General features: G+C 74.2%; 14 protein-coding genes and 1 tRNA gene. 9 read left to right on the top strand and 6 right to left on the bottom strand.

The features are described from left to right. The first annotated feature begins 80 nt into the window (after nt 1-80). Together ACFWIA_RS10545 and ACFWIA_RS10540 are read left to right on the top strand one after the other, a co-directional pair. Nucleotides 81-2,741 (top strand): alpha/beta fold hydrolase, encoded by a 2,661-nt coding sequence (locus ACFWIA_RS10545; RefSeq protein ID WP_387002439.1) that lies wholly within the window; start codon nt 81-83, stop codon nt 2,739-2,741. Nucleotides 2,742-2,797: 56 nt separating this feature from the next. Then, nucleotides 2,798-3,676 carry an ABC transporter permease gene (locus ACFWIA_RS10540; RefSeq protein WP_387002616.1) on the top strand — a complete coding sequence of 293 codons (879 nt, stop codon included), beginning with the start codon at nt 2,798-2,800 and terminating at the stop codon, nt 3,674-3,676. 133 nt (nt 3,677-3,809) lie between these two features. Here the strand turns inward: ACFWIA_RS10540 and aroQ are convergent, their stop codons facing one another. Beyond that, the gene (gene aroQ, locus ACFWIA_RS10535) at nt 3,810-4,463 is read right to left on the bottom strand and encodes a gamma subclass chorismate mutase AroQ (protein WP_387002437.1); all 654 of its coding nucleotides are present in this window, start codon (nt 4,461-4,463) and stop codon (nt 3,810-3,812) included. 197 nt (nt 4,464-4,660) lie between these two features. On the opposite strand from aroQ, the gene ACFWIA_RS10530 reads away from it, so the two are divergent. Both ACFWIA_RS10530 and ACFWIA_RS10525 read left to right on the top strand, forming a co-directional pair. Continuing rightward, a complete protein-coding gene (locus ACFWIA_RS10530; RefSeq protein WP_387002435.1) occupies nt 4,661-5,053 on the top strand; it encodes a BlaI/MecI/CopY family transcriptional regulator in 393 nt (130 codons plus the stop codon). A 4-nt stretch (nt 5,054-5,057) separates the two neighbouring features. Continuing rightward, nucleotides 5,058-5,996 carry a M56 family metallopeptidase gene (locus tag ACFWIA_RS10525; RefSeq protein WP_387002433.1) on the top strand — a complete coding sequence of 313 codons (939 nt, stop codon included), beginning with the start codon at nt 5,058-5,060 and terminating at the stop codon, nt 5,994-5,996. Nucleotides 5,997-6,021: 25 nt separating this feature from the next. Here the strand turns inward: ACFWIA_RS10525 and ACFWIA_RS10520 are convergent, their stop codons facing one another. Next, a complete protein-coding gene (locus tag ACFWIA_RS10520) occupies nt 6,022-7,038 on the bottom strand; it encodes a sporulation protein (protein WP_387002431.1) in 1,017 nt (338 codons plus the stop codon). Between the two features lie 199 nt (nt 7,039-7,237). On the opposite strand from ACFWIA_RS10520, the gene ACFWIA_RS10515 reads away from it, so the two are divergent. Further along, entirely contained in the window at nt 7,238-7,459 is a 222-nt protein-coding gene (locus tag ACFWIA_RS10515; protein WP_387002429.1) for a hypothetical protein, read from the top strand. A gap of 71 nt (nt 7,460-7,530) precedes the next feature. Here ACFWIA_RS10515 and ACFWIA_RS10510 read toward each other — a convergent pair whose 3' ends face one another. The 3 genes from ACFWIA_RS10510 to ACFWIA_RS10500 all read right to left on the bottom strand — a co-directional run bounded on the left by ACFWIA_RS10510 (nt 7,531) and on the right by ACFWIA_RS10500 (nt 12,123). Then, the gene (locus ACFWIA_RS10510; protein WP_387002427.1) at nt 7,531-8,784 is read right to left on the bottom strand and encodes an MFS transporter; all 1,254 of its coding nucleotides are present in this window, start codon (nt 8,782-8,784) and stop codon (nt 7,531-7,533) included. 125 nt (nt 8,785-8,909) lie between these two features. After that, complete coding sequence (locus tag ACFWIA_RS10505) at nt 8,910-9,275, bottom strand: MerR family transcriptional regulator (protein WP_387002425.1); 366 nt, start codon at nt 9,273-9,275, stop codon at nt 8,910-8,912. A gap of 82 nt (nt 9,276-9,357) precedes the next feature. Then, nucleotides 9,358-12,123, bottom strand: coding sequence for a SpoIIE family protein phosphatase (locus tag ACFWIA_RS10500; RefSeq protein ID WP_387002424.1), 2,766 nt, complete (start codon nt 12,121-12,123; stop codon nt 9,358-9,360). 320 nt (nt 12,124-12,443) lie between these two features. Between ACFWIA_RS10500 and ACFWIA_RS10495 the strand changes: the two genes are divergently transcribed. Then, entirely contained in the window at nt 12,444-13,001 is a 558-nt protein-coding gene (locus tag ACFWIA_RS10495; RefSeq protein ID WP_387002422.1) for a flavoprotein, read from the top strand. A 106-nt stretch (nt 13,002-13,107) separates the two neighbouring features. On the opposite strand, the gene ACFWIA_RS10490 is transcribed toward ACFWIA_RS10495, so the two are convergent. Further along, nucleotides 13,108-13,180 (bottom strand) — tRNA-Arg (locus ACFWIA_RS10490). A gap of 330 nt (nt 13,181-13,510) precedes the next feature. Between ACFWIA_RS10490 and ACFWIA_RS10485 the strand changes: the two genes are divergently transcribed. The 3 genes from ACFWIA_RS10485 (at nt 13,511) to ACFWIA_RS10475 (ending at nt 18,443) form a co-directional block, all read left to right on the top strand. Then, entirely contained in the window at nt 13,511-15,202 is a 1,692-nt protein-coding gene (locus ACFWIA_RS10485) for a GTPase domain-containing protein (protein ID WP_387002614.1), read from the top strand. 5 nt (nt 15,203-15,207) lie between these two features. Further along, complete coding sequence (locus ACFWIA_RS10480) at nt 15,208-17,550, top strand: GTP-binding protein (RefSeq protein ID WP_387002420.1); 2,343 nt, start codon at nt 15,208-15,210, stop codon at nt 17,548-17,550. 290 nt (nt 17,551-17,840) lie between these two features. Then, nucleotides 17,841-18,443: a single-stranded DNA-binding protein gene (locus ACFWIA_RS10475; protein ID WP_387002418.1), complete on the top strand. Its 603-nt coding sequence runs from the start codon at nt 17,841-17,843 to the stop codon at nt 18,441-18,443. Nucleotides 18,444-18,663 lie beyond the last annotated feature (220 nt).

Below are 18,663 nucleotides of genomic sequence, written 5' to 3'. Positions count from 1 at the left end.
CCGGGTACTCCCCGGGGAGGCGGCACGGTTCACCCCCCGGGCCGCACGGCCGGTCGGCGCCGCAGCTTACGGTGGACCGCATGGACTTCCGAACGCCCTGGCCACCCCGGCTCCGCCGCCCCCGGCGGACGCTCGCCGCCGTGGCCGGTGTCGCGCTCATCGCCGCAGCGGGAACCTGGACGGCCACCGCCTCCGACGAACCGCCCGAGGTGCACCGCGCCGACCGCGTCGTGGACACCGGCGACGCCCGCATCGACACCTCGTACTTCACCTCCGGCGAGGCCGGCCGACGCCCCGCCGTCCTGCTCGGCCACGGCTTCGGCGGCGACAAGGGCGACGTCCGCGCCCAGGCCGAGGACCTGGCCCGCGACGGCTACGCGGTGCTCACCTGGTCCGCCCGCGGCTTCGGCGAGTCCAGCGGTCGCATCGGCCTCAACGACCCCGACGGCGAGGTCGCCGACGTCTCCCGGCTCATCGACTGGCTCGCCGAGCGCCCCGAGGTCCGACTCGACGGCAAGGGCGACCCGCGCGTCGGCATGTCCGGCGTCTCCTACGGCGGAGCCGTCTCGCTGCTCGCCGCCGGACACGACGAGCGGGTCGACGCGATCGCCCCGCGGATCACCTACGGGAACCTCGCCGACGCACTCTTCCCCGGCGGCGTCTTCAAGAAGACCTGGGCCGGACTCTTCGTCAACACCGGCGGCGGCTGCGACCGCTTCGCCCCCGAACTGTGCCGCATGTACGAGCGGGTCGCCGAGCGCGGGGAACCGGACGCCGAGGCCCGCGCCGTACTGGAGGAGCGCTCCCCGTCCGCGGTGAGCGAGCGGATCGAGGCGCCCGCCCTGCTCGTCCAGGGCCAGACCGACTCCCTCTTCACCCTCGACCAGGCCGACGCCATGGCCACCGCGATCCGGGCGAACGGCGCACCCGTCGCCGTCGACTGGACCCCCGGCGGGCACGACGGCGGCGACCAGGAGACCGACCGCGTCGAGGCCCGCGTCAACGCCTGGTTCGACCGTCACCTCAAGGGCGACGAGAACGCCGACACCGGGCCCGCGTTCCGCGTCACCCGCACCGGCGGCCTCGACTCCACCGACGGCGCCGCCCGGCTGCGCGGCGTCACCGGCGACACCTACCCCGGCCTCACCGGCGACCCCCGCTCCTTCGCCCTGACCGGCCGCCCGCAGACCTTCGACAACCCCGCGGGCGCCAGCCCGCCCGCGATCTCCGGACTGCCCGGCCTCGGCGCGGCCGGCGGCGGACTGTCCCAGCTCTCCGCACTCGGCGTCGGCCTCTCCCTCGACTTCCCCGGCCAGTACGCCCGCTTCGACTCGAAGCCCCTCACCGACGACGTCCGCATCACGGGCACCTCCCGGGTACGGATACGGGTCAGCTCCACCAGCGACCACGCCGTGCTGTTCGGCAAGCTGTACGACGTCGGCCCCGGCGGCGCACAGCAGGTGCTGCCCGCCGGGCTCGTCGCCCCCGTCCGCGTCGACGGCCTGGGCAAGGGCAAGAGCAAGGACGTCACCCTGACCCTGCCCGCCATCGACCACGAGGTGCAGCGCGGCCACCGCCTGCGCCTCGCCGTCTCCTCCACCGACCTCGGGTACGCCTCACCCACCGCCCCCGCCCGGTACACCGTCGCCCTCCGCGGCGACCTCGCGGTACCCACCGCCCCCGACGTCAGCACCGCCGCCGCACCCCTCGCCACCTGGGTCTGGGCGCTCCCGCTGACCGGCATCGCCCTCGCCGCCGCGCTGCTGCTCACCGGCCGCCGCCGCACCTCGGCCGCCGCCCCGGACCCGGACCTCGCCGAGGTGCCGCTCCAGATCACCGACCTGAGCAAGCGCTACGCCCGGTCCACCGACCGGTACGCGGTGCGCGACCTGTCCTTCCGGGTCGAGAAGGGGCAGGTGCTCGGGCTCCTCGGACCCAACGGGGCGGGCAAGACCACCACCCTGCGCATGCTCATGGGCCTGATCCGACCCGACCGGGGCGAGGTGCGCGTCTTCGGACACGCCATCCGCCCGGGCGCCCCCGTACTGTCCCGCGTCGGGGCCTTCGTGGAGGGCGCCGGTTTCCTGCCGCACCTCACCGGCCGGGAGAACCTGGAGCTGTACTGGCGCGCCACCGGCCGCCCCGCGACCGACGCCCACCTCGCCGAAGCCCTGGAGATCGCCGACCTCGGCGACGCGCTCGGGCGCGCGGTCCGCACGTACTCCCAGGGCATGCGGCAACGCCTGGCGCTCGCCCAGGCGATGCTCGGCCTGCCCGATCTGCTGATCCTCGACGAACCCACCAACGGACTCGACCCGCCACAGATCCGCGAGATGCGCGAGGTGATGATCCGGTACGCGGCCGGCGGCCGGACCGTGATCGTCTCCAGCCACCTGCTGTCCGAGGTCGAGCAGTCCTGCACCCACCTCGTCGTGATGGACCGCGGACGGCTCGTCCAGGCCGGCCCCGTCGCCGAGATCGCCGGCTCCGGGGACGCCCTGCACGTGGGGCTCGCGGACGAGGTGTCCGACCCGCTGGTCGACAAGATCGCCGCACTGCCCGGGGTGACCTCGGCGGACCGCGCGGACGGCGGGCTGCTGGTCCGCCTCGCGCAGGTCGGCCCCGAGGAGTCCCGCACCCTGCTCGCGGACCTGGTGCGGCTGGAGGTGCCCGTCACCTCGATGGGACCGCACCGCAGGCTGGAGGACGCCTTCCTGAACCTGATCGGAGGCCAGCGGTGAGCGCCGACCTGACCACCGGCCCCGGGCACCGCCCGACCGACGAAGGGAACACGGCCGTGCACGTCGACGACGCCGTCCCGGCACGAGCGACCGCGCCCGGCTACCGGGCCCGCGGCACCCTCCCGGTCCGGGTGGAACTGGTCCGCCAACTCAAGCGCCGGCGGACGCTCGTCATGGGCGCCGTCCTCGGGCTGCTGCCGTTCGTGCTCGCCGTGGCGTTCGCCATCGGCGGCAGCCCCGACGAGCGGGGGGACGCCGGCGACCGGATCTCCCTCATGGACACCGCCACCGCCTCGGGCGCCAACTTCGCCGCCACCTGCCTGTTCGTCTCGGCGGGCTTCCTGCTGGTGATCCCCGTCGCGCTGTTCTGCGGGGACACCGTCGCCTCCGAAGCGGGCTGGTCCTCCCTGCGGTACCTGCTCGCCGCGCCCGTGCCCCGGGCCCGGCTGCTGTGGTCGAAGCTCGTCGTCGCCCTCGGGATGAGCCTCGCGGCCATCGTGCTGCTCCCGGTCGTCGGCCTCCTGGTGGGCACCGTCGTCTACGGGTGGGGCCCGTTGGAGATCCCGACCGGCGGCACCCTGGACGCGGGCACCGCCGCCCAGCGGCTCGTCATCGTCATCGCGTACGTCTTCGTCTCGCAACTCGTCACCGCGGGGCTGGCGTTCTGGCTGTCCACCCGGACGGACGCCCCGCTCGGCGCGGTCGGCGGGGCGGTCGGGCTGACCATCGTCGGCAACGTCCTCGACGCGGTCACCGCGCTCGGCGACTGGCGCGACTTCCTGCCGGCGCACTGGCAGTTCGCCTGGGCGGACGCGGTGCAGCCCCGGCTGGAGTGGGGCGGCATGATCCAGGGCGCGGCCGTGTCGATCACCTACGCCGTCGTCCTGTTCGCGCTGGCCTTCCGGGGCTTCGGGCGCAAGGACATCGTGTCCTAGACCGGTCCGCCGCCGTCCGCCCCACGAACGGGGACCTCCGACGCCACCACGCCGGAGGTCCCCGGTTCGCTCCCGGAGCCCGTGCGCGCACCGGCCGCGGCTGATCCTCCGGAACGACGGAGCCCCCGGCGTCTCAGCCGGTGCAGACGTTGCGCAACCCGCGGAACAGGTTCACCGCGTGCACCCGGTCGAGGTCCCGGACGTGCACCTGCCCCGCCGCCGACACCGTGACCGCGAACCGGCAGGAGGCCGCCGCGCGCGCCGGCCCGGAGGACGTGAGCGCCGCCAGCAACTCCGTGGTGATCCGGTCGAGCACCGGCCGCACCTCCCGCGCCAGGTCCGGTCGCTCGGCGGGCCGCTCCTGCGGGTGCGCGTCCCAGCGGGCGAACAGGGCCCGCTGCACGTTCTTGCCGGCCTCGATCTGGTCCCGGAACACCGCACTCGTACGCACCGGGTCGAGGCCCAGCGCGGCCGACCGCCGGGCCACGTCGTCCAGGATCTGCCGCTCGCGCACCAGGTCCTCGATGGGCAGCGACGTCCCGTACTTGGCGGCGGCCACCTTGTCGGCGACGAGCAGCCGTTCGGCGAGCAGCGAGGTGACCCGGTCGAGCGGCCGGTGCCCCGCCTGCCGGTCGGGCGCCGCAGCGACGGCGGTCACCGAGGCGTCCTGTGCCACGGCGGATGCGGGGGAGACGACGAGCAGGGTCAGGGAACCCGCGACGGCGGCGAGCGAGGCGGCCAGCTGACGGCGGGTGCGGCGGGCGCGTGGGGTGTTGTTCTCGATCATGTCCTCTGTGTAGCAAGGCGCGGAGCCTCCCCACGGAGGTATCCCATAGCGGTGTTTATCCACGCGGACCCCCGCATCCCCACATTCCCGCGTCCCCGCCTCCCCCCTCAACCGCGGCGCCGCTGGCTAGGATGAAACGTTCCGCGCCCCGCCGCCCCCGCGTCGTACGCGCACACCGAGCCCGAAGGGAGCCGCACATGCCGGACGAGCCGGGCCGTGACCCCGGGCGGCGCTCCCGCCGCCGGGCCCAGGGCGAACTCGAAGCGCTAGTCCTGGCCGCGCTGCGCGGCGCACCCGGCCCGGTGAACACCGCCTGGGTGCAGGAACGACTGGGCCAGGACCTGGCCTACACCACGGTGATCACCATCCTGACCCGGCTGCACGCCAAGGGCGCCGTCGCCCGGGAACGCGCGGGCCGGTCCTTCGTCTGGACCTCGGGCGCCAGCGAGGCGGACCTCGCCGCCCTGCGGATGCGGCGGGTGCTCGACGCGGAGAAGGACCGGGAAGCCGTACTCGCCAGCTTCGTCACCTCCCTGGAGGAGGACGACGAGCGAACCCTGCGCGCGTTGCTGGCCCAGGAGGAAGACTGAACACGTGGGCGTCTTCGTGTTCCTGCCGCTCGTCCTGCCGTTCAGCGCCTGGCCGATCGCACGGCTCGCCGAGCAGCACCTGCACCCGCGTACGGCCACCCGGCTGCTGACCGCCGTCGCCGCGGTGTGCGCCCTGTGCAGCACCCTCTGCCTGGCCCTGCTGGTGGTGGTCGGCACCGCCCAACTCCCCGGCAATCCGCTGCCCGACGGCTGGTCGGACCCCGAGGTGCGGGCGGCGGTGCCCTACGACGAGATCGCTGGGAAGAGCGCGATCCCCGCCCTGGTCGTGGTCCTGACCTACTGTCTGCGCGAGCTGTGGCGGGAGCGCCGGACCCGTCGCACTGCCGCCCGGGCGCTCGCCGGGCTGCGCCCCACCCCCGTCGTGGTGCTGCCGGACGCCAGCCCGTACGCCCATGCGCTGCCCGGCGGCCCGGGTCGCGACCGGATCGTGGTGACCACCGGCCTGCTGAACGCCCTGACGTCCCGGGAACGCCGGGCCCTGTTCGCCCACGAACGGGCCCACCTCACCGCGCGCCACCACCGCCACCTCCGTACGGTCCGCCTCGCCGCGCTCGCCAACCCGGCGCTGCGCCCGTTGCGTTCGGCCGTGGGCTACACCTCGGAACGATGGGCGGACGAGGAGGCGGCGACGGCGGTCGGTAGCCGTCGGGTGGTGGCCCGGGCGATCGGGAAGGCCGCCCTGGTCTCCCGCGGCGCCCCGGCGTCGACGGCACTTCCGGGGTTCGCCGCGGTGGGTCCGGTGCCGCGCCGGGTGGCGGCGCTGCTCGGCCCCACCCCGACCGCACGGAACTGGCCACCGCCCTCCACCACGGTGGGGCTGGCCGTGTGGTGCGCCGCCGCCGGGACGACGGCCTCCGCGCTGTCCTCGGCGAACTCCGCGGTCACGCTCTTCCTGATCCTCAAGGCGGCCACTCCGCTGTGATCCCCGGGGGCGCGGGGCGACGGGTTCAGCTGTCGTCGCCCCCGGAGTCCCCGTCGCCCCCGGAGTCCCCGTCGCCCTCGGAGTCCTCGGAGTCCTCGTCCTCGAACAGGTCGCCGACCTCGTCCACGACCTCCGCCGCGACGAGTCCACCCGCCACACCGACCGCCACACCGGCCGCGCCCGCCGCGACCACGGCGCCCGTCCCGGGTCCCGACCGGTGGCCGTGGTCCTCGTGGTGGCCGCCCGGGTGCTGGGACGGGCCGGGGCCGGCGTACGGGGCGTGCGCGTGGACCAGTCGTTCGACCCACCCCCCGACCACGGTGTTCCAGTCGGTACGGTCCACGTCCTCGTACGCCACCGGGAACCGGTTCAGCGCGTCGCCGCCGTGGTGGTGACCGCGCCGGTCGGCCTCCAGCACCACGTCCATCCCGTGCGGGGCGGCGAGGAAGGTCACCTCGACCTCCTTGAGCGCGTGGGCGTACCGGGGGGCCGGGCTGATCTCGATCTCCTGGTAGAAGGGGAGCTGTTGTGAGGTGCCGCCGATCCGCCCGTACTCCAGGTCGGCCGAGACGAATCCGAAGCCGAGTTGCCCGAACGCCTCCAGGACCGCTTCCTGTGCGGGCAGCGGACGGACCGTCAGTGGATCGAGGTCCCCCTTGTCCCGGGAGCCGGCCACCGCCACCTCGGTGCGCACCCCGAGGACGATCCCGAGGGGCTGTCCGTACAGTTCGGTGACCGGGGTCTCCCAGGGCAGGGTGAGCGAGAACGGGACGGTGAGCGGTTCGCCCCCGGGCAGCCGCAGGTCCTCGCCGACCGCGTACCGGTCGAAGACGACGTCACCGTGGCCCTCGCCCCCGTCCGCCTCCACTTCCACGCGTGCGAGCAGTTCCAGGGTGATGTCGACCGTGACGTCGCCGTTCCCGCCGTGGAGCCGGACCTCGCCGGTGAGGGTGGCGCCGGGCAGTACCGGTCCGGGGCTGAGCACGGTGTCCACGGTGGGACCGCCGATGCCGATCGAGCCGAGCAACCTCTTGAACACCATGGTGACTCCCTTCCCTGTCTTCTACAAACGTGTAGAGGATAGGGGGAGCGGGTCCCCGGGGGACGGTTTTCGGACAACTCGGATCGATGTCGGACCGATGGCGCCGATGCGTCGCGCCGGCGCACCCTAAGCTTCTACAGTCATGTAGAAGTTGGGGTCACGGGGACCCCGTCACCGATCTGCCCGGGAGGACACACACATGGCTTCGGTCGATCTGGACGAGGTGTTGGACAAGGCATGGGCCGACAAGGCGTTGCCGGAGATCCTGGACGCACCGGTCTCGGCGCTCAAGGGCGTGTCCGACCGGGACGGTGAGCTGCTGGCGGAGGCGTTCGGCGTCACCACGGTCGCCCAACTCGCGGAACTGAAGTACGTCCGCCGGGCCCAGGCGCTCGCCGAGTTGGGGGCGGCGGCCACGTAGGCCCACCGAGCCGCGCGGTGCCGCGGACGACGCTCCCCTGCCACGGCACCGCGCCCCCCCGCAGTCGTACGTCACTGGGGCGACGCGTCCACCGTCCGCGGGGCGGTGGACGCGGTGGCGCCGCTGGCCGGGGCGGCGGGGTGGCGGCGCACGGAAGCGCCGATGACGAGCGCGGCGAGCAGTCCGATCCCGGTGGCGGTCACCGCGACCCCCGTGCCGCCGTGGGCGGAGACCGCCCAACCCCCGACCGCCCCGGCCACCGCGATGCCGACGTACAGACCGCTGGTGTTGAGCGCCAGGGCCTCGGCCTCGGCGCCCCGGGCCAACAACAGGGCGCGGGTGTTCATCGGCGGGTTGAACCCCCAGCTCGCGAAGCCCCAGACGGCCAGGACGACGGTGAGCGACCAGCCGGGGACCTCGTCGGTGAGGACACCGATCAGGGCGAGCACGGCCGTGGTGCCCACCAGACCGCCGAAGGTGACCAGGAGGGCCCGATCGGCGCCCCAGCGGTCGGTCAGTCGGCCGCACAGGAAGGTCCCGAGCGCCCCGGCCACCCCGATGGTCGCGATGTGCAGGGCGAGGACCGCGCCCCGATCGCCCGTCAGATCATGGGTGAGTGGCGCGATGTAGGTGTACGTCAGCATCCCGCTGGACGCCCCGGTGACCGTACCGGCCACCCCGAGCAGCACGGCAGGTCGGGACAGCACGCGCAGTTGTCGACGCATCCCGAGCGCCGGCGCCCCGGGCAGCGCGGGCAGCAACCACCAGGAGGCCAGCGCGACGGCGGTGGTCAGCAGGGCGACGGCGACGAACGTGGAGCGCCAACCGAAGGCGGCGGACAACAGGGTGCCGAGGGGGACCCCGACGAACAGGGAGACGGTCAGCCCGGAGGCCACCGTCCCGATGGCGCGACCGACCCGTTCGGGGGCGGCGGCGCTGCCGGCCATGGCGAACACCGCCGGCGTGACCGCCGCGGCGATCAGCGCGGTGAGCACCCGTAGCAGCATCAAGGAGGCGTACCCGGGGGCGAGCGCGGTGACGAGGTTGCCCACCGCGAAGACGGCCAGCCCGCCGACGATCAGGGGTTTGCGGGGCAGCCGGGCCGTGGCCACCGCGAGCGGGGGAGCGGCCAAGGCGTAGGTCACCGAGAAGACCGTCACCAACTGGCCCGCGGTCGCCTCGCTCACCCCCAGGTCCGCGGCGATCTCGGGCAGCACGCCCGCGATCACGAAGTCGTCCGTTCCGATGACGAACGTCGTCAGCAGCAGACACACCAGCCATCCCGTACCGCGTCCGGCGGCCGGGTCCTTCACCTCAGAAGCCATGGGCCGAAGCTAGGTCGTTGACGCTAGCGTCAAGGTCAACCGAGGCCCTCCCCGACCGACGGGCCGACCGGCTGACCGACCGAGGGGCCGACCGACGGACCGACCACCCCACACGACCCCTACGACTACTCTGCGGTGGCCTCCACCTCGGCGCCGTGCCGGGCGAGGCGGTCCCGGGTCTCCTGGAGCCGGGAGATCCGACCGTCCAGCGACTCCAGCCGCCTACGGATGGTCTCCCACTCGCCGGTGCAGCGCGGGGTCCGGCTCAGCGGCCGTTCGAGACAGCCCTGTTCCAGATAGCCCAGGACGTCCTCGGTGGTCAGCCCCACGCCGAGCAGTTCCCTGATGTTGCGGACCCGCACCAGCGCACCCTCGTCGTACTCCCGGTACCCGTTGCCGTCACGGGTGGACGTCAACAACCCCTGCTGTTCGTAGTAGCGCAGCGCGCGCGTGCTGGTGCCGACCAGTGCGGCGAGTTCCCCGATGCGCACGGATTCCCCTTCCCTCCCGGCCCGTTGGGACGTTCCAGTGTTCCACCGGCGCCCGGCAGGCGGCGAGGCCAGGGGCGCCCCGTCACAGGTCCCACTGGTCGAGCAGCACGTCGGCGGGGTCGGGGCCGCCGGGCGGGGCGGTCGGACCGTGCGGTGACTGTTCGGTCCAGATCACCTTGCCGTCGGCGGTGTAGCGGGTCCCCCAGCGGTCGGCGAGCTGGGCCACCAGGAAGAGTCCCCGTCCCCCCTCGTCGGTGAGGGAGGCCCGGCGCAGATGCGGAGAGGTGTTGGAACCGTCGAAGACCTCGCAGATCAGCGAGGCGCTGTGGATCAGCCGCACGGTGATGGGCTGGGTGGCGTAGCGGACGGCGTTGGTGATGAGTTCGCTGAGGATCAGCTCGGTGGTGAAGGCGATCTCGTCCAGTCCCCACTGCCGCAACTGCCGGGCGCACTCGTTGCGCACCGGGCCGACGGCCGCGGTGTCGGACGGCACCCGCCACTGTGCGATGCGCTCGGAGTCCAGCCGTCGGGTGCGCGCCACCAGCAGGGCGATGTCGTCCCGGGGCCGCGCCCCCGGCAGCGCGGCCAGCACCGCGCGGCAGGTCTCCTCGGGGCCGAGGGCGGGCCGTCCGGCGACGGCGTCGTGCAGTTGGGCGAGCCCGACGTCGATGTCCTGGTCACGGCTCTCGACCAGCCCGTCGGTGTAGAGGATCAACCGGGAGCCCGCCGGCAGCCGCAGCACCGCGGTCTCGATGGGCAGCCCACCGCCGACGCCGAGCGGCGGCGACACCGGAACGTCGGGGAACTCCATCCGCCCGTCGGGCAGCACCAACCCCAACGGGGGGTGCCCCGCCCGGGCCACCGCGCAGTCACCGGAGACCGGGTCGTAGATGGCGTACAGGCAGGTGGCTCCCGTGACGTCGAGCCCGTCGTCACCGGCGCCGCGCTCCTGGTCCATCCGGCCGACCAACTCGTCCAGGTGGCCGAGGATGTCATCGGGCGGCAGGTCCAGCGCGGAGAAGTTGTGCACCGCCGTCCGGAGCCGCCCCATGGTCGCCGCGGCGTGCAGCCCGTGGCCGACCACGTCACCGACGACCAGGGCGACCCGCCCCCCGGGCAGCGGGATGACGTCGAACCAGTCGCCGCCCACGCCCGCCTCGGCCGGCAGATAGCGGTAGGCGACCTCCACGGCCTCCTGGACCGGCAGGTACCGCGGCATCAGACTGCGTTGCAGGGTGACGGCCATGGTGTGCTCACGGGTGTAGCGGCGGGCGTTGTCGAGGGAGACCGCCGCCCGTGCCGCGACCTCCTCCGCCAGGGCCCGGTCGTCCGCGTCGAACGGCTCGGGGCGCTCGGAACGCCAGAAACCGGCGATGCCCAGGAGCACCCCACGCGCCGTCAGCGGCGCTGTCACCAGCGAGTGGATGCCCTCCTCCACGATCCGCCGGGCCCGTTCCGGGTCCTGTGCCTGCCAGCCCGGCGCATCGGCGAGCCGGGGTTCCAGGACGGCCCTGCCGGTGGCCAAGCCCAGGGCCTGCGGGGTCGAGGGGGCCAGCCGGATCAGTTTGCCCTCCGGGTAGAGCGGCGGATCGTCGCGCACCCCGGCGACGCAGACCCGGCGCACCTCCTGCTCCGTCCCGTGGATCTCCTCGCCCCGCAGCACGGCCTCCACCAGGTCCACGGTGACGAAGTCGGCGAACCGTCCGACGGTCGTCTCCGCCAGTTCCCGCGCGGTGCGCGGGACTTCCAGGGTGGTGCCGATCCGCACCCCCGCGTCGTGCAGGACCTCAAGGCGGCGCTGGGCGGCGTCCGCCCGGTCGGACACGGCGAGCAGCTCGGTCGTGTCCCGTACGGTGGCGACCCGGCCCGCGGGGCCCGCGGCGACCTGGGTGGGGCGTTGGCTGACCGCGAGGGTGCGCCCCTGCACCCGGTGCACCTCGTCGGTGGCCTCCCGACCGGAGGCGAGGAGGTCCGCCACGGCTCCGGGGAGGTCCAGTTCGCCCACCGCACGGCCCTCGGCGTCGACGGGGAGCGCCAACAGCCGCCGCGCCTCGTCGTTGGCGAGCAGCAGCCGCCCGTCCTGCTCGACGATGACGACGCCCTCCCGCACCGAGTGGAGCACCGCGTCGTGGTGCTCGTACATGCGGGTGATCTCGGCGGGGCCCAGGCCGTGGGTCTGCCGCATCAGCCGTCGGCTCAGCAGGGCGGCGGCCCCGGTGGTGAGGAGGACGGCGGCGCCGGCGGCGGTCAGGACCACGGGCAGCCGGTCGGCGGCGGCCGAGTTGACCCGGGCGATCGTGACCCCGGCGCCGACCGCACCGACCACCGTGCCGTCCGCCCGTCGCACGGGCACGTAGGCGCGGACCTGGGGGCCCAACGAACCCCGCCGCTCCTCCATCACGGTCTTGCCCGCGAGCAGCGGGGCGAGTCGGGTGGAACTCGGCTTGCCGATCCGGTCGGGCAGCGGATGGGTGAGCCGGATGCCCTGGCGGTCGAGCACCACGACGAAGTCCACGTCGGCGCCCCGGCGGGCCTTCGCCGCCCGCGGCTGGAGCACCGCCGTCGGGTTCGACGACTCGATGGCCGCGGCCGTTCCGGGGGCGTCGGCGAAACCCTCGGCGAGCGCGAGGGAGCGGCTGCCCGCTTCCTGGACGCTCTCCCGGCGGGCCATCAGCAGCAGGAGGAAGATCGCGCCCACGGTGAGCAGCACGACCACCACCAGCTGGAAGGCGAACATCTGCCCGACCACGCTGCGCGGCTCCCACAGGGAGCGGACCCCCGGCCGCCGGCCCGGTGGCCCCGGCCCGTCTGCCGTGGAGTGTCCGGACGAACGCCTCATCCCTGCCATGCGGTATTTCTACCGTTAACAGGGGGAGCTGTGCTTTTGTGTGGGCGCGTGTCGAGTGCGCCCCGGCCGGTCCCGGTGGCGACGCGCTCGACGCCCTCGAACCGCGGGCCCGGTCCCCCGGGTGCGCCGCGCGACGGGGACGCCCGCACGGAACGCCGTCCCTCCCCGATGCCGGGGAGCGCGCCCCTCCGGTGCGGTCCGTCTGCGCCGGACGCGACCGACCGGGTGCCGCACGGGAGTTGGCCACGACGGCATCCGCCCGCGACCGTGGCCGTACACTGCCGGACTCCACCACCTCATCCGTTGACCGGGGGTCCCGCGTGAGTGATCGGTCCGACCGGGAAACCGGGAAGCCCTTCCTGTACGTCGTCGTCTGCGCGGCCGGGATCGCCGGTGACGTGGGCCGGCTGATCGCCGCGGCGCAACGGGCGAACTGGGAGGTGGGCGTCATCGCCACGCCACAGTGCCTGGGTTTTCTCGACCCGGCTGCCATCGAGGCCCAGACCCGCTACCCGATCCGTTCCGCCTGGCGCCTGCCGGGCGAGCCGCGCCCGCTGCCGCCCGCCGACGCCATCGCGGTCGCGCCGGCGACCTTCAACACCGTCAACAAGTGGGCCGCCGGGATCTCCGACACCCTGGCGCTGGGCATCCTGTGCGAGGCGCACGGCCTGGGCGTCCCCATCGCCGCCCTGCCCTACCTGAACTCCGCCCAGGCCGCCCACCCCGCGTACGGCCGGAGCGTGCGGCAACTGCGCGAGATGGGGGTCCTGGTCGGCTCGTACGATCCCCATCCGCCGAAGAGCGGCGAGGCGGGGCGCTTCCGCTGGGAGGAGGCCCTCGAACTCCTCGGCCCGGAGGTGCCCGCTGTACGGGGGTGATGGGCGGGGACCGTGGTGCGGGTGCGCATCGCCGGGGCAGGTGAAATGCCCCCGACCAGCGAAAAAGACCCCCCAGTCGGAGGGTCTGGCAGGGAGAGGGAAAGAGCGCCCCCGGCAGGACTCGAACCTGCGGCCAAGCGCTTAGAAGGCGCCTGCTCTATCCACTGAGCTACGGGGGCCGGGTGGTGGCCGGGTGGCCTGGTGCCCGGTTGGGGCGGTCCGGGGGACCCTGCCGGGGACAAGGATAGGGCTCCCGGTTCCTCGTACCCGGCGCTTCGCCTCCGTGCCTTGATGTGGAGGTTCGGTGAAGCGGTCCTGATAATCGCAGGCAGGTGCGAATCGTGCATCGCTTTTGACGCCTTGCGCCCCGGGTGTTGTGCACTCGTTATGCCTGCGCCCCACTCGCGTCTTCCGTTCGCCCTGTCCGATCGGCCGTTTCCCGGACGGCGGTCGGCGCGCAGGATGCCCATATGCTTCAGAAACTTGTCAAAGTTGGGCATTCTTCGCATGTGGTGACCTTGGACGTACGGCCCCAACTGCTCGACGCTCTCTCCGCCCTGCGCGAGCGCGTCGCCGCCGCACGCTTTCCGCTCCCCCTTCCGGGGGCGCCACGCGCGCGAGCCAACCGCGATGAGCTGCTCGCACAGCTCGACGACTACCTGGTTCCCCGTCTCAAGGCGCCCGAGGCGCCGCTCCTGGCCGTGATCGGCGGTTCCACCGGAGCGGGCAAGTCCACCCTGGTGAACTCCCTCGTCGGCCGCCAGGTCAGCGAGGCCGGCGTACTGCGGCCCACCACCCGGGTGCCCGTCCTGGTCTGCCACCCGGAGGACCACCACTGGTTCAGCGGGCTGCGGGTGCTCCCCGGGCTCACCCGGGTATGGGTCCCCCCGCAGGACCACCTCAGCACCCCCGCGTACGCGGCCGGCGCCGCGCGGGGCGGACGCGGGGGTGTCGAACGCCAGCTCCGCATCGAGACGGCCAGCGCCCTGCCCCGGGGCCTCGCCCTCCTCGACGCGCCCGACATCGACTCCCTCGTCGCCGAGAACCGACTCCTCGCCGCCCAGCTGATCTGCGCGGCCGACGTCTGGATCATGGTCACGACCCCCGCCCGGTACGCCGACGCCGTTCCCTGGCACCTGCTGCGCACCGCCAAGGAGTACGACGCGACCCTGGTCAGCGTCCTGGACCGGGTGCCCCACCAGGTCGTCTCCGAGGTGTCCCGCCAGTACGCCGCACTGCTCACCAAGGCCGGACTCGGGGACGTGCCCCGGTTCACCGTCCCCGAACTGCCCGAATCCGCCGGCGGCGGCGGACTCCTGCCGTCCACCGCGGTGGCCCCGCTGCGCGCCTGGCTCACCCAGCGCGCCCAGGAGCCGGCCGTCCGCGCGCACACCCTGATCCGTACCGCCGGCGGCGCCCTCGCCTCGCTGCGCGCCCGGATGCCCGCCCTGGCCGGTGCCGTCGCCGCCCAACACGCCGCCGCCGTCCGGCTCACCTCCGCGGTCGAGGAGACGTACGAGAGCGAACACGCCCGGGTGCGGGGCCGGCTCCAGAACGGGGCGGTGCTCTCCGGGGACGCCCTCAAACGGTGGCGCAGCTACCCCCTGGACTGCGGTCCCGACGAACTCCTCGACGCCCTCGTCGAGAGCCTGAGCGCCCTCCTGCTGTGCTGCGTCACCGCCGCCGACGAACGGATCGACGAGCGCTGGCGGAACGAACCCGGCTCCGGCGCACCGGTCCTGACGTTGCGTGACCCCGGGATGGAGAGTGCCGAGCACCGGGTGGGCATGGCGGTACGGCGCTGGCGTCGGGAGCTGGAGGAGCACTGCGAGGAGGAGGTGCGCGCCCTCGACAAGAGCGTGGCTCCCGACCCGGAAGCGGTGGCCGCCATGCTCGCCGTGGCCCTGCTCGGTGGCCGCCGCGGGCGGGCCGCAGGGGAGACCCTCGCCGAACGCATCGGGGCGCAGGGCGCGCTGCGGCTGAGGGACCGGGGCGGTCGGCTGGTCACGGACTACGTCGAGAAGGTGCTCTACGGCGAGCGCGAACGCCGTCTCGCCCCCCTGGACGCGCTCGACGTCCAGGCCGAACCCCAGTCCGAGTTGATCGCCGCGCTCTCCGTGCTGCTGCGGGAACGGGGCGGAACCGTCGAACGGCGCGCACCGAGAAGCCAGGGCCAGCAGAGCGAACAGAGGGAGAGGTGACCACGGTGACCGCCGTGACCGACCACACCGATCGCGCGGAGGGTACGGAGGGCGCGGGGCACCCGGACCGGCCCGCTGACGGGGACCGGGCGGACGACCGGGCGGACGACCGGGAGGGCGACCAGGGGGGCGACCGGCGCGCGGGCGTCTCCGGGGGCTTCGCCGGTGGTGAGCCGATCGACGGTGACGGTGCCCGATCCGATGGCGCCCGGACCCATGACGCCCCGACCGACGGCACCGCGGTGGACGGCCGTGTCCCGGGCGACACTCCGGACGCCGTCCGGGCGGGGAGCGCCACCCGCACGGGCGAGACCGACCCGGGCGCGGGCACCCGGGAACGACGCGAACACCCGGCCGGCGACCCTCCGTGGCCCGGGACGTCCCGCCCGGCCGGCTCCCACTCCGCCCCGGGTACGCCCACCGCCCCGGGTACGCCCACCACTTCGGGTACGCCCAAAGCCCCGAGCACGGACAAGGCCCCGCGTACGGGACAGGCCCCGGGTCCGACCACCGCGCGGGCGCGCACCTCCGCCCCGCCGCGCGCCGAACGCGGTTCCGTCTGGGACGACGGGCTGATCGCCCGCCGTACCACCGGGGCCGATGAACTCGCCGCGGCGGTCGGCAAGGACGCCGGACCGGTCCGCGCCGCCCCGCTGCCGTCCACGAACCCCGTCTACGACGCCGAACTCCGCGGCCGGCTCGACGCCCTGCGGGAGCTGATCGGGCTGTCCAGGGCCCGGCTCGAACGGTCCACCCTGGCCGAGGCGGGGCGGGTCCTGGACGAGGCGGCGGCCCGCCGCAGACTCTCCGACCGGCACACCGTCGTCGCCCTCGCGGGGGCCACGGGCAGCGGCAAGTCGACGCTCTTCAACACGCTCGCCGGAGTGACGATCTCCGACACCGGGGTGCGCCGCCCCACCACCTCGTCCCCGATCGCCTGCACCTGGACGGACGGCGCGGCGGGGCTCCTCGACCGACTCGGCATCCAGGGGCGGCTGCGTCGCCGGCCGGTGCTGAGTTCGGGGACGGAGACGCCGCTCGACGGGCTGGTGCTGATCGACCTCCCGGACCACGACTCGGCGTCCACGGTCCACCGCGAGCAGGTCGACCGGGTCCTCGCGCTGGTCGACGCCGTGATCTGGGTCGTGGACCCCGAGAAGTACGCGGACGCGATCCTCCACGAGCGCTACCTACGACCGATGGCCGGCCATGCGGAGGTGATGTTCGTCGTCCTCAACCAGGTCGACCGGCTCCCCACGGACGCCGCCGACCAGGTGCTCGACGATCTGCGGCGCCTCCTGGACGAGGACGGCATCGCCCTCGGCGAGCACGACGAACCGGGCGCTACGGTGCTCGCCCTGTCCGCGCTCACCGGCGAGGGGATGGACCAACTGCGCGAGTCCCTGGACCAGTTCCTACGGGAGCGGGCGGCCCCGGCCCGACGGATCGCCGCCGACGTCGACGCGGCTGCCTCCCGATTGCGTCCCGTCTACGCCGCTGCCCGCCGGCCGGGGCTCACCGAGCGCGCCCGCGACGAGTTCTCCGACCGGCTCGCCGAGGCGGTCGGGGCGAGCGCCGCGGGCGAGGCCGCCGAACGGGCCTGGCGGCGCAACGCGCACACCGCCTGCGGGACGCCGTGGCTGCGGCTGTGGCGCTGGCACGAGGCCCGGCGCGACCCCGTGTCGAGGTTCCCGGCGCCCCCGACCCCCGCGGACGAGGAGGCCACCGCCCGCCAGCGGGTCGAGCAGGCGGTGCGCACGGTCGCCGACCAGGCCGCTGCGGGACTGCCCGGCCCCTGGGCGCTGGCCGTGCGGGAGGCGGCGGTACGGGGTGCCGAGGGGCTGCCGGAGGCGCTCGACCGGCTCACGGCCGATGCGGGGGCACCGCGGCGGCCCCCGCGGCCTGGCTGGTGGCCGGCCGCCGTGTTCGCCCAGGCGTGCATGACGGTGCTCCAGGTCTTCGGCGCGCTCTGGCTGGTGGGCCAGATCGCCAGGGTCACGGCACCGAACCTCGGAGTGCCGGTCCTGTTGATGGTCATCGGGATCGTCGGCGGTCCGTGCGTGGAGTGGTTGTGCCGGATGGCCGCACGGGGGCCCGCCCGACGGTACGCGACGGAGGCGGAACGGCGGTTGCGGGAGGCGGCGGCCGGCTGCGGGCGGGCCCGGGTGCTCGATCCGGTGGCCGCGGAACTGCTGCGGTACCGGGAGGTGCGCGAGCAGTACCTGCGGGCCACGGGGTTGACCGGCGGGCCGGTCGGCGGGTCCGGCGGGCCAGGTGGCGGGGCGGGCGTTCCGGGTTCCGCGGCGGCGGTCGGCGGGTCCGCAGCGGGGTCTCAGCGCACCCGCTGACGCCCGTGGATGCGGCGGTCGTCCGCTGCCTCGTGGCCCGGTCTCACTCGTACGGGTGAGCGAGTTGTCCACAGGCTCCGCGCTGCCCACAGGGTCCAGCGGGATCGGGCGGGTTGGGGGATTCTGAGGTCACGGCCCGGGTCGTGCGGGAGCGAACCGCACGGCCCGGGGCGTCGGTGGGGCACGGGCGGCCGGAGTCGTCGTGCCCCGCCGCCGGCCGCGGATCCACGGGGGACCGCGGACGCCGGACGCGCGGGGCGACCCGCGCGCGGTCCAGTAGGGGGTACGTGATGAACGAGACGCTGGTGACCGTGGTGGGGAACGTGGCGACCGCACCGGTGGTCAGGGAGTTCGCGACGGGCCGGGTCGTCCGGTTCAGGCTCGCCGTGACGGCCCGGTACTGGGACCGGCGCAGCGAGACCTGGGCGGACGGGCACACCAACTTCTTCACCGTGTGCGCGTGGCGCGCACTCGCGGAGAACGCGATGGCCTCCTTGTCGGTGGGCGAACCCGTGATCGTGCAGGGACGTCTGAAGGTCCGGCAGGAGGACGGGGGCGACGGGAAGCAGTGGTTCGCGGCGGACATCGAGGCGAGCAGCATCGGGCACGACCTCGCGCGGGGCACGGCGGCCTTCCAACGGATGCCATCGGTTGCGCGACAACGGGGCGAAACGGACGGGTTCCCGCAGCCGCGAGCCGTCGGGGACGCGCCGACCAGTGACGTGGCGCGCGGGGACGACGTGACGCTCGGGGACGTGAAGGTCCGGGGAGGGGGTGCGAAGGGCGTGCCGGCTCGGCCGGAGCGGGACCTCTGGGACCTGGGGGCACGGGCGCGCGGTCCGGCAGTGGTCGAGGGCCCCGCGGAGGGGGAGTTGGATTCGCTCGCGGTCTGACTCCGGATGCTGTCGCCCGGTTCGGGCGTCGGGGCGGGCGCGGAAGGCCGGATCTCGACGTCCACCGTGGCCGAGGAGCCGGACCAATGCGTTGATTTGTCGATAAGCCCAGGTGGGAAGTGTGTGGGGCGATAACGATTCCGATTCGGAACGGTTATCCGACCGTATGGGTGGGGCGGTCGGTACGTGACGTTTCTTAGGATGCCGGAACAGCTCAAGG

It is taken from the genome of Streptomyces sp. NPDC127068 (genome assembly GCF_042724695.1).
Classification (GTDB): Bacteria; Actinomycetota; Actinomycetes; order Streptomycetales; family Streptomycetaceae; genus Streptomyces.
The sequence above is the reverse complement of the archived record's forward strand: the minus strand, read 5'-3'. Positions and strand labels throughout refer to the sequence as shown.